Source organism: Clostridium aquiflavi (assembly GCF_031344075.1).
GTDB lineage: Bacteria > Bacillota > Clostridia > Clostridiales > Clostridiaceae > Clostridium > Clostridium aquiflavi.
The window spans coordinates 100,122-111,676 of record NZ_JAVJAN010000005.1; the positions used below are offsets into that span (position 1 = coordinate 100,122).

Below are 11,555 nucleotides of genomic sequence, written 5' to 3' on the forward strand. Positions count from 1 at the left end.
CATGATAAATTAAGAAAAATGCTAATAGAGCTTAATTAGATTTAAGTTTTATTAGCATTTTTAGCAGGTTATTACGTAAAGTTAAATATTTAGTTAGGTAATTGATAATGTATTTGGTTATTTTCATCAATAGTATAAATGATGTTATTTTTATCAAAAAACTTAGTTAATAGTTCTCTATTTAAATTTATATTATTTCTTATAGAGCTTAACTTTGAGTTTATAGAATTAGAAGTGTAAGTATCCGCACAATTTGAGTTCAAGATTAAATGTATACAGTCTTTAGTTTCATTTGAAATATTAGATAAGTTTGATTTTAGTAAATTAAACTTAGAATCAGAGTAAGTGTCCATACTAAACTTGTCTAAATCAGATAGAGAGTTATTTAATTCTTGTTTATATGAATTTGAAAAATTATTATTATTATATTCATTTACTATTTTATTAAGAATAGTATTTGAAGTAGATATTAGATTTGAAGTATCATTAATAAAATCTTTTGTTACATTAATAGGAGTATGTTTATTTTTATAAGCAAAAATATTATATACAACAAATATCATACATAAAATAGCAACAATTCTTTTAAGTAAATCTCCAACAGTAAATGATGAATGCTTTTTAGGATTAAACTTTATAGATTTATCATTAGGATCAATCATTTTATTTTCAATATAGCTATAAATTTTTTCATTATTATTCATATTACTAATACTCCTTTATATAAAATAATGTATTACATATTATACCATAATTACCGCTTTGTATAATGATTTTAAGTCTGATTTATGCATAGCATATAATACTAATCTTCATATTTATTATTTAATATTAATAAGTTAAAAGAAAAATGATTATAGAATAATATAAATATTAGTATATATAAATGAAATAATATTTAGGAGATTAGTTATGGAATGGTTAAACTGTGAAACAAAAGAGAAAATATTAAAAGAAAAGTATGGATCATTAGATAAATTAAGAAAGGCAATAAAAAAGGATTGTAGACAGTTGTTTTTACAATATAATTCTAGTGATAAAAACGTAATAGAAATGTTTAGAATAACAAGTGGAAGTTGGAAAGGAATTATAGATAAGATTAGTATATTTAAAGAGGTCATTAAAAAGTTAAATATGGATGTGAACAAAGTAGAAAAAGATGAAAGGGAAGAAAGCAGCGAAACTTTTTTTAAATCAGAGCAAGCGAGATTAATATTTTACCTTTTAGAAATAGATGGAGTAAAAAGAGCAAAAGCATTAAATATAACGAAAACACAATATAGTAATAAAAAATTAGCAAAAAAATGGAGAGATAATATTGCAAAGAAGATACATCCTGATATATGTAATGTAAAGGGAGCTAATAAAGCAATAAGCAAGTTGAATCAATTATATGAAGAGATGACAGCCTATGAATAATGAAAATGCATTAGTGCCTTTTGAAAAATCTTTAAAGGATATTATTTTTAAAAGACCAGATCCATTATCTAATACTAATAAAACGCATGTAACTAGAATTCTAAATGCCTATAATCAAACAACATATTTTGATAGTCATGGAGTAATTTGGATAGAGTCTACTAGACTTGCTGATATATTAAGAACTAATAAGGCTAATGCTAAATATATTATATCTAATGAAATAGAAGATAAATCAAAGCAAAATATTGGAATATAAGTTGGTATAATAAATATAAATTAACATTTATGTAATTAAAAGATATAGAAATAGTTTTAGACTAAAAGTTTTAATTTGCAAGGTGCAATTTACTAGATGAAAATAATATTTGGTGGGATAAGTCAGAAGAAACAATAATAAGGTTTGAATTTATTTATAAATCAAGAAAAATGCTAATAGAGCTTAATTAATTTTAAGTTCTATTAGCATTTTTAGTGCAGTTTTAAAGAGGAGATAGTTAAGGTGTTTGATTTTTCAATATTGTGACATAGCACATTCTATGATTTTAGGTTTAATAATAACATGTTTTTGGATATAATAGAGGTAATATAATTGATTATTGTAATGAATGTGTTAAAGTATGGAGGTTTGTTATGAATTTAAAGCCACTACCAATAGGAGTAGATAATTTTGAAATGTTAATAACTAGGGGTTATTACTATATAGATAAAACATTATTAATAAAGGATTTATTAGATAATAAGGCATCGGTAAATTTATTTACAAGACCAAGAAGATTCGGAAAAACTTTAAATATGAGTATGCTTCAATATTATTTTGAAAAGAGAGAAGAAAATAATTCTTATCTTTTTGAAAATCTAAATATAATGGAGGCAGGAGAAGAGTATATTTCTCATATGGGACAGTATCCTGTAATTAATCTTTCTTTGAAATCTGCAAAGCAACCTAATTTTGAATTAGCGTATATTTCTATTGCAAGAAGAATAGCAGAAGAATATAAGAGACATGAATATATATTAAAAAGTGAAGATTTAAAAAATGAAAAAGAAAGATTTTTAAAAATATTAAAAGAGAAAGGCGATGAAGGAGATTACACTGACTCAATATTTTTTCTTAGTCAATGTTTAGAAAAGTATCATAACAAAAAAGTAATAATCCTTATTGATGAATATGATGTACCTCTTGAAAATGCGTTTTTTGAGGGCTTTTACGATAAAATGATAGCGTTTTTAAGATCACTTTTTGAATCAGCTTTAAAAACAAACTCTTCTTTAGAATTTTCAGTAATAACAGGTTGTTTAAGAATTAGTAGGGAAAGTATATTTACAGGACTTAACAATTTAGAAATTATATCAATTTTAAATAAGTCATATGATGAATACTTTGGATTTACTCAAGAAGATATAAATAAAATGCTTGAAGATTATAATTTAAGCGATAAGGGAGCATTAATAAAAGAATGGTATAATGGCTATATTTTTGGTGATGCTAAAGTTTATAATCCCTGGAGCGCTGTACGATTTGTAAAAGATTTAAAAATTAACAATAATGTATTTCCATCATCTTATTGGGCAAATACAAGTTCAAACAGTATCGTTAGAAGTTTAATTGAAAGAGCTGATAGTGTAACAAAACGTGAAATAGAGTCATTAATTGAGGGAAAAACTATAGAAAAAAAGGTTCATGAAGATATAACTTATAATGAAGTTATTTGAAAGGAAACTCCTATTTCTAATATTATAGGAGTAAGCGATTCGCACCAAAAACAAGTTTTGGGCTCTCTGCTTATAGATAATTTGTGGAATTTTATGTTTTTTACGGGTTACTTCAAAAAAGTAAGTGAAAGAATGGATGAAGAAGATAATCACTATATAACTCTTAAAATACCTAATAAAGAAATTAAATATATCTTTAAAAATAAAATATTAAAGTGGTTTCATGATAAAGTTAAAGTAAAAGATTTATCTACAATGTATAGAGTGCTATATTTAATAAAGATGCTGAAACCTTTCAAAAAGAATTAAATGCAATGCTTAGACAAACTATAAGTTTTAATGATGCTTATGAAAATTTCTATCATGGATTTACTCTTGGCGTTTTAGCTAATATGCATGACTTTTTAGTAAAGTCTAACAGAGAAGCTGGAGATGGCAGAAGTGATATTTTTATAAAATCACTTTCAATATTTGAGCCATGCGTTATATTAGAACTTAAAGTATGTGATAAACCTAAAGATATTTTTAAGAAATGTGATGAAGCATTAGCACAAATTGATGCAAAAAATTATGAAGAAGAACTTAAAGAAGAAGGATATGAAAACATAATTAAGTATGGTATTTCATTTTATAGAAAAGATTGTGTGATAAAAGTTAAAGAATAGAGTTGAGGGGCTAAGAGATGCTTATTCCAAAATCAAAATTAGAAACTGTAGAATTAATGAATGAAGAACATTATTTAGGAAATCTATCTTATGATTTAGTATGTGATGAATATAGTTTTAAGAAAAATGAAGAGATTGAGGATCTTAGCTTGTATCCTGCTGAATTTTATGGACTATTTACTAGAAAAATTAGAAAAGTTCCAAGTGAAGTAATACGAGAATTTATCGTTGATAGAATAATACCATACAATAGAATGAATTTAGATTGCTATTTAGAGTACTATAATTTAGAATATTGGGATGAATGGGAAGTATTTTTAGCAGCAAAGGGAATGTGTTTTTTAGATATCTTTTGGATAAGAAAAGACAAAAATGAAAGTTATAAAAATCATATTAGATTTACTAACTCTGTTAGAGATGATTTACTTACAGAAGAGTACTTTATTAATAAGAAATTTGCGAATATAAAATTTTGAATTATATAAAGTTTGTTAAACATCAGTATCAAAAAGACTGATGTTTTTTACATAACTACATTTAACTAAAGGGGAAATAGATATAAATATAGAAAATTTTCAAGAGTACATAAATTTAAAGATGATGTTATAGAAATTTATAAGAATTTTATAATGTTATCAGCAAGTCATTCATCAAATAGAAAAAATTATCAAGAAGTATGCAAAATAATTAAAAGATATAGAAAAATATCAGGTAAAAACTATAAAGAAGAAATAGTAGATGATTTAGTTAAAATGTATAAAAAAAGACCAGTATTTGTAGATGAGCTGATGAATTTATAATTGCAATTTTATCTAAAATATTAGTTTATAATATGATTGATTTATATGTTTTGTATAATATTGTAATAAGCATATTTAATATGATAATATTTATTTAAAGTATAAAGAGGGGGAGGCAGTATAATTATATTTTACTTGGATATAATAATTTAAAACATGAAAACAAGGAGATGTAATTTATGGAAACTATAATTATGGCAGTAACTATTGATCCTAGAAGTGCTCATGCACCAGAAGTACAAACCATTTTAACTAAACATGGATGCATTATAAAAACTAGAGTTGGCCTTCATGAAGTTAGTAAAAATTCTTGTTCTGAGCAGGGATTGATAATTTTACATATTCATTCTAGCTTAGAGGAAATAAAAGTACTTGAAAATGATTTGCTTGAGATTGATGGTGTTAAAGTAAAATATATGACTTTATAATTGAAAAAATAAAACGATTTATAAATTTGCATAGAAATTTTCTTTTAATGAATATTCATTTTTAATTTATATTCATTGATTGGAATATTGAAATAAATGATTTTTGGAAAATAGCCTAAAGTATCATTTAAGGTACTTTAGGCTTAAAAGTCTAGTTTATAATTTATTTCTTTATTCTTCACTTTTACAGAATGTACGTAAGAACTAGTCATCATTCTTTTATATTGTTAACAGTCTTTAAGATTTTCTCTAGTTTTTCAATAGATGTAATTCTTTCATTACACTTATCGCTATTTAAACATATATCAAATCCTATGGATTTATAAGCACCTTTACTAGCGTTATCTGTTTTACATATAGGTGAAACAAAAGCTACTTCATTTTCACGACCTATATGATTGCAAAGGGCACATATGTGAGTGTTGTTAGAAGCATAATTTTGAAGTCTACATGACATACCTATAAGTTTACCATTCATATTATAAGCTATAAATAATTTTCTAATTGATTCATCAACCCAACCTAAATAAACACTCGTTGAATCATGCTCAGTTAAGTCTGGTACTTTTAATTTCTTTTCTTTTCTAAACAATTTACTAATTTGTGCATTTGTTATATTTGGCATTTCATATACATATTCTTTCAGCTTATTTGAATACTGTTCAATGTATAATGGATCAGTTATTTTACTGATATCAAGTAGCTTTTCTTCTTCCTCAGATAAATCTGTAAAAAGACGTAATATCTTTCCCTGTATATATGCTTTGTTTGTTTCAACGATATTAGGATCTACACAATTTCTGAAAGTATTATTTAAATCGAATAAACATTTTTTTATATAATTATATTCATATCTTTTTATAAAGGCTTTCATAAAATTTAGCACCTCTCTTCTGTTATTTTTATTATTCATTTAAGTAAATAAGGCATTACTTTAAAGTTTATTTTGGCTTAAATAAAAAAGATGATTATTATTACTTTAACTGAAAGTAACAATAATCATCGAAATTTAAAATACATTACATACTCACAATAATTTTACTTAAGAATCATATTTTAAATTAGAAATGATAACTTTCAGTGGATCGCCACAATGAAATCATAACACTATTTAAAATAGGAACTCAATCTAATAAATGATTCTGTAATAATTATGAGCAAATACGCTTTTCTTCACCTATTATTCTTCTTATACTTTTTTCAGACAGATAATATTCTTGAGTTAGTTCATTAATAGTAGTCCCATTAAGGTATTTTTTATAAATTTCATTATTTCTAAGCTTAAGACTACTCTTTATACCACTCTTTTCTCCCCAGGCTTTATGATTTTCATTTTTTCTAGGTACATAAAGATATTTTCCGTCTACATATTCTTGTATTATTTTAACGATTTCCTCTGGTAACACATCGTGTGCTTTTGCATATTTCATTTCTTTACTCCTTAATATTTATCATAGTATTAAAGCAAAGAATACTAAAAAAGCTATGTGTTACAGAACCTAAGATATATGAGCATTTCAGCTAAATTAACAGCTTAGGCTCCATACAAAGCATAGCTTACTTTGTTGTAGTCCTTGCAAGGAGCAAGCTGATTTATAGCTGAATGTATCATAAACATTCATAAAATACACCTCCAATACGTTAGATTTATTATATCATAGTTAAGTAATAAAATTGAATATATCAATCATTATTGTTCTGAGCAAGGATTGATAATTTTACATATTGATTCTGATTTAGATAAAATAAAAATACTTGAAAATGAGTTACTTGATATTGATGGTGTTAAAGTAAAATATATGACTTTATAATTGTTCTCTATTTAAATTGTACATTAAATTTAATCTAAGATAGATTGTTGAATATAAATTTTATAAGAAGGAAAAACTGAAATTGAGGTGAGAAAAATGGCAAAAAATAAATTTAATAAAAATAGGAATGATAATAAATCATCAGATAGCAATATGGAAACAGGAGAAAAACTGCATAAACCTACAAGAGGTCTTCCTAGAACGGAAAAATAACAAAAGGATCAGCTCTTTTATGTAAGTTTACCCAATGCAAGCACTGCACTAAATTTATATTTAGTGCAGTGCTTTTTTAGTATCCAGTCTATAGAGTACATTCATTAATATAAAGAAATTAAGAGTGGATATATATATATGATGAATACTTTGGATTTACTCAAAAAGATATAAATAATAATTATTATTAAAAGATAAAAATAGGGTTGTAATAAATGATTTTAAGTAATATAATAGATTTATAAAGTAAATATATACATTAAATAAATATATTTCACAATATGTAATAATATACAATATATTATTTAATGGCTTGTAAAAACAAAAAAGAAGTAGATGAGTTATCTGAGTTTAAGAAATTTTGCTTATAGAAGCTCAAGATTGTGGTTTTACAGATTTTATGGAAGAGGATTTATGATAATGTATTGATTAAAAGGAGGGAAATATATGTTTTTTAAGACTATGGTACAACATGAAAATTTGAGGACAAAAATAAGAGAGTTTGCTGAAGAAGAAGTTAAACCTATTGCATTTATGTTAGATCAGGAAAATAAATTCCCAGAAGAAGCCATTCATAAGTTAGCTGATATGGGAATGATGGGGATACCATATTCGAAAAAGTATGGAGGAGCAGGTCTGGATGTAATCAGTTATGCAATTGCTGTTGAGGAATTATCAAGAGTGGATGGTGGTACAGGTGTAATTCTTTCTGCTCATACATCTTTGGGTTCATATCCAATTGCTGCCTATGGGACAGAAGAACAAAAAAAGAAATATTTAGTTCCTTTAGCTAAAGGGGAAAAAATTGGTGCTTTTGGTCTCACAGAGGAAAATGCTGGTAGTGATGCTGGAGGTACAGAGACTACTGCTGTCTTAGAAGGCGATTATTATATTTTAAATGGAGAAAAGATATTCATAACTAATGCAGGTAAGGCAGATATTTATGTGGTTTTTGCAATTACTACACCTAATATAGGTATTCGCGGTATCAGTGCATTCATTGTAGAAAAGGGCTGGGAAGGATTTAGTTTTGGTAAACATTACGACAAGATGGGTATTCGCTCTTCTGCTACTGCAGAACTGATTTTCAACGATGTAAAAGTTCCTAAAGAAAATTTACTTGGTAAAGAGGGCGAAGGCTTTAAGATTGCTATGTCTACATTGGATGGTGGTCGTATCGGTATTGCAGCTCAGGCACTTGGTATTGCACAAGGCGCTTATGAGCATGCATTGGAGTATTCAAAAGAAAGAGTACAATTTGGAAAACCTATCTGTCAGCAACAGGTTATTGCTTTTAAATTGGCGGACATGGCTACAAAGCTTAGAGCAGCCAGATTGCTTGTTTACAGTGCAGCAGAATTGAAAGGAAATCATGAGAGCTATATTATGGAAGCAGCAATGGCTAAACAATACGCTTCTGACGTTTGTCTTGAAATTGTTAATGATGCGCTTCAAATATTTGGAGGAAGTGGTTATCTTAAAGGTATGGAAGTTGAACGTGCGTACAGAGATGCTAAGATTTGTACAATATATGAAGGAACCAATGAAATTCAACGTCTTGTTATTTCTTCTCAAATAATAGGTAAAATGCCAAAGGCAGAGCGTCCAGGTAAAGTTTATCAACATGAACCCGAGACAGGTTATCGTAAAAAAATGATTTTCAAGAAAGGAACTCCAGAAGAGAGAGTTAAGGACCTTGTGGAAGCTCTTAAAGCAGAAGGTTATGATTTTACAGTTGGAATTCCTATAGATACTCCTATTAGTAAGGCTGAAAGAGTAGTCAGCGCAGGCTTAGGCATAGGGGAAAAAGAAAATATGAAACTTATAGAAGATTTATCAACACAAGTAGGTGCAGCTATAGGCTCTTCACGTCCAGTAGCTGAAACACTTAAGTATTTACCACTAAATCGTTATGTTGGTATGTCTGGTCAAAAATTCAGGGGAAATCTTTATATTGCTTGCGGTATTTCAGGCGCAGGTCAACATTTAAAAGGCATAAAAGATGCTACGACAATTGTTGCTATAAATATTAATCCTAATGCAAAAATTTTCAAGAATGCAGATTACGGGATTGTTGGAGATTTAAAAGAAATCTTGCCATTACTTACTGCAGCTTTAGATAATGGAGAACCTAAAAAGGAGGCGCCTCCAATGAAAAAGATGAAGAGATCAATTCCAAAGAAGGCTGTTCCAACTTGGAAACATTATGTCTGCAACGGATGCGGGTACGAATATGATCCTAGCGTTGGTGATTCTGAAGGTGAAGTAGTTCCAGGAACACTTTTTGAAAATGTACCTGAAGATTGGACTTGCCCTGCTTGTGGTGAAGAAAAAAATATGTTTATAGAAGTATAATATACACAATTAAGTAAACAGAAAAAAATGTATTTAGTGTAAAGGAGGATTAAATTAATGTATTGTGTTAGAAAAATAACAGAAGATCTTTATTGGGTCGGTGGCAATGATCGTCGCCTTGCTCTTTTTGAAAATATTCATCCAATTTCACGGGGTGTTTCCTATAATTCTTATCTACTTTTAGATGAGAAGACTGTACTCTTTGATACGGTGGATTGGTCAATTTGTCGTCAGTTCCTTGAGAATATTAAAGCGGTTTTAGGCGATAGGCCTTTAGATTATATGGTAATCAATCACGTGGAACCAGATCATGCAGCGTGCATTGAAGAAATTATGCTTCGTTATCCAGATGTAAAGATTGTATGCACAGAAAAAGCTTCTATGTTTATGCGTCAGTTTGGTTTTGATATTGATGGTAAAGTAATAGAAGTCAAAGAAGGAAATAAAATGTCATTTGGAAAACATGACGTTATGTTTGTAGCTGCTCCAATGGTGCATTGGCCAGAAGCTATGGTAACATATGATACAACTAATGGGGCATTATTTTCTGCTGATGCTTTTGGATCTTTTGGAGCTCTGGATGGTAAGCTGTTTAATGATGAGGTTAACTTTGACCGTGATTGGATTGATGAAGCTAGAAGATACTATACAAACATTGTAGGAAAGTATGGTGCTCATGTTCAGGCACTGCTAAAAAAAGCTGGCGGCCTTGACATAAAAATTATTTGTCCGTTGCATGGACCAGTATGGCGTAATGATTTTGCGTACTTACTAGACAAGTATGATAAGTGGAGTCGTTATGAGCCAGAAGAAAAAGGTGTCATGATTGTTTATGGAACAATGTATGGTAATACAGAGGCTGCTGCTAATGATTTAGCAACAAGACTAGTGGAAAAGGGAATGACAAATGTAGTTATGTATGACGTTTCCAAAACTCACGTTTCACATTTAATTTCTGAGACATTCAAATATAGTCATGTAGTTCTTGCCTGTGTAACATACAATTTAAACATTTATCCTCCTATGTTGAGTTATATAATGGATATGAAAGCATTGAATCTTCAAAAACGTACCTTTGCTCTCATAGAAAATGGATCATGGGCTCCTCAATCTGGTAAGTTGATGCATAAACTTTTGGATGAGATGAAAGAAATGACTATTTTAGATAATGAGATGTCATTGAACTCAGCTATGAAAGAAGATGATACGAATTCCATGGATGATCTTTCTAACAGCATTATCGAGTCAATGAAGTGGTTTTAAAAAAAATAAATTGTTAAAATAGTAAAGAAGCTATCTATAATATTTTAGATAGCTTCTTTACTATTTACATTGTTTATATCTAATCTTTGTTCAAAATGTAGTTGTTATAATAGTATAATATATATACAATGGATAGTAAAAGGAGATGACAAAAACATGAACTTAAATACAATTCACCATATAGCAATAATAGTATCGGATTATGAAAAATCTAAAGATTTTTATGTAAATAAGTTGAGCTTTAATATAATCAGGGAAAATTATAGACCTGATAGAGGTGATTATAAGTTAGATTTAAAGCTTGGAGATTGTGAACTTGAGATATTTGGAATGCATAATAGTCCTAAAAGAGTATCAGGGCCAGAGGCCTGTGGCTTAAGACATTTAGCATTTAAAGTGGAATGCATAGAGGATATAATAAGTGAATTAAATGAAAAAGGAATAGAAACAGAGCCTATAAGAATAGATGAATTTACTAATAAGAAAATGACATTCTTCTCTGATCCAGATGGATTACCATTAGAATTACATGAGTAAAATTTATTATAAAATATATTAAAACATAGCATTATATTAAAATATAATTAAAATTTATTGATTTTTTTACTGAATTACTTATGATTAAATATGAAATAAATATCTAAATTTATACTATCTTAGAAGATTTATAGCTAAATTGTAAAAATAGTGTTGACAATTTATATTATGTATCCTATAATAAACAAGCAGTCAAGTTGCAAGGGATTTAATTCCTGAATAACTTAAGTATTAAAGTTTAAAACTTGATTATAAGATGAATATTTTAAATTATGCGTTTTTAGCTCAGCTGGATAGAGCAACGCCCTTCTAAGGCGTGGGCCAGGGGTTCGAATCCCTTAAAACGCA

At 27.9% G+C, this 11,555-nt stretch carries 11 protein-coding genes, 1 tRNA gene and 1 pseudogene; 10 read left to right on the forward strand and 3 right to left on the reverse strand.

Going from position 1 to position 11,555, the window contains the following annotated elements; translation table 11 throughout:
• Positions 1-89: 89 nt before the first annotated feature.
• Positions 90-704 (reverse strand): RNA-dependent RNA polymerase, encoded by a 615-nt coding sequence (locus RGC78_RS02870; protein ID WP_309556004.1) that lies wholly within the window; start codon positions 702-704, stop codon positions 90-92.
• Positions 705-912: 208 nt separating this feature from the next.
• Between RGC78_RS02870 and RGC78_RS02875 the strand changes: the two genes are divergently transcribed.
• The 6 genes and pseudogenes from RGC78_RS02875 to RGC78_RS02900 all read left to right on the forward strand — a co-directional run bounded on the left by RGC78_RS02875 (position 913) and on the right by RGC78_RS02900 (position 5,028).
• Positions 913-1,419, forward strand: coding sequence for a hypothetical protein (locus tag RGC78_RS02875; protein ID WP_309556005.1), 507 nt, complete (start codon positions 913-915; stop codon positions 1,417-1,419).
• The gene (locus RGC78_RS02880) at positions 1,412-1,678 is read left to right on the forward strand and encodes a hypothetical protein (protein ID WP_309556006.1); all 267 of its coding nucleotides are present in this window, start codon (positions 1,412-1,414) and stop codon (positions 1,676-1,678) included. Before RGC78_RS02875 ends, RGC78_RS02880 begins: the two co-directional genes overlap by 8 nt.
• Before the next feature lie 374 nt (positions 1,679-2,052).
• Positions 2,053-3,800, forward strand: a pseudogene (locus RGC78_RS02885) (AAA family ATPase).
• A 17-nt stretch (positions 3,801-3,817) separates the two neighbouring features.
• Positions 3,818-4,276 (forward strand): hypothetical protein, encoded by a 459-nt coding sequence (locus RGC78_RS02890; RefSeq protein WP_309556007.1) that lies wholly within the window; start codon positions 3,818-3,820, stop codon positions 4,274-4,276.
• Between the two features lie 153 nt (positions 4,277-4,429).
• Positions 4,430-4,600, forward strand: a complete 171-nt coding sequence (locus tag RGC78_RS02895; protein WP_309556008.1) for a hypothetical protein — start codon at positions 4,430-4,432, stop codon at positions 4,598-4,600.
• Positions 4,601-4,779: 179 nt separating this feature from the next.
• Positions 4,780-5,028: a CPF_0552 family protein gene (locus RGC78_RS02900; RefSeq protein ID WP_252223934.1), complete on the forward strand. Its 249-nt coding sequence runs from the start codon at positions 4,780-4,782 to the stop codon at positions 5,026-5,028.
• A gap of 211 nt (positions 5,029-5,239) precedes the next feature.
• On the opposite strand, the gene RGC78_RS02905 is transcribed toward RGC78_RS02900, so the two are convergent.
• Both RGC78_RS02905 and RGC78_RS02910 read right to left on the reverse strand, forming a co-directional pair.
• Positions 5,240-5,902 (reverse strand): FusB/FusC family EF-G-binding protein, encoded by a 663-nt coding sequence (locus tag RGC78_RS02905; protein WP_309556009.1) that lies wholly within the window; start codon positions 5,900-5,902, stop codon positions 5,240-5,242.
• Between the two features lie 277 nt (positions 5,903-6,179).
• On the reverse strand, positions 6,180-6,458 hold the full coding sequence (locus tag RGC78_RS02910) for a CD3324 family protein (RefSeq protein ID WP_003368855.1): 279 nt from the start codon (positions 6,456-6,458) through the stop codon (positions 6,180-6,182).
• Between the two features lie 1,041 nt (positions 6,459-7,499).
• Here RGC78_RS02910 and RGC78_RS02915 point away from each other — a divergent pair.
• The 4 genes from RGC78_RS02915 (at position 7,500) to RGC78_RS02930 (ending at position 11,555) form a co-directional block, all read left to right on the forward strand.
• Positions 7,500-9,407, forward strand: coding sequence for an acyl-CoA dehydrogenase family protein (locus RGC78_RS02915; protein ID WP_252229033.1), 1,908 nt, complete (start codon positions 7,500-7,502; stop codon positions 9,405-9,407).
• Positions 9,408-9,464: 57 nt separating this feature from the next.
• Positions 9,465-10,670, forward strand: a complete 1,206-nt coding sequence (locus RGC78_RS02920) for an FprA family A-type flavoprotein (RefSeq protein ID WP_309556013.1) — start codon at positions 9,465-9,467, stop codon at positions 10,668-10,670.
• A gap of 156 nt (positions 10,671-10,826) precedes the next feature.
• Positions 10,827-11,207 carry an SMU1112c/YaeR family gloxylase I-like metalloprotein gene (gloA2, locus tag RGC78_RS02925; protein WP_309556014.1) on the forward strand — a complete coding sequence of 127 codons (381 nt, stop codon included), beginning with the start codon at positions 10,827-10,829 and terminating at the stop codon, positions 11,205-11,207.
• 274 nt (positions 11,208-11,481) lie between these two features.
• Positions 11,482-11,555: transfer RNA gene (locus tag RGC78_RS02930), tRNA-Arg, on the forward strand.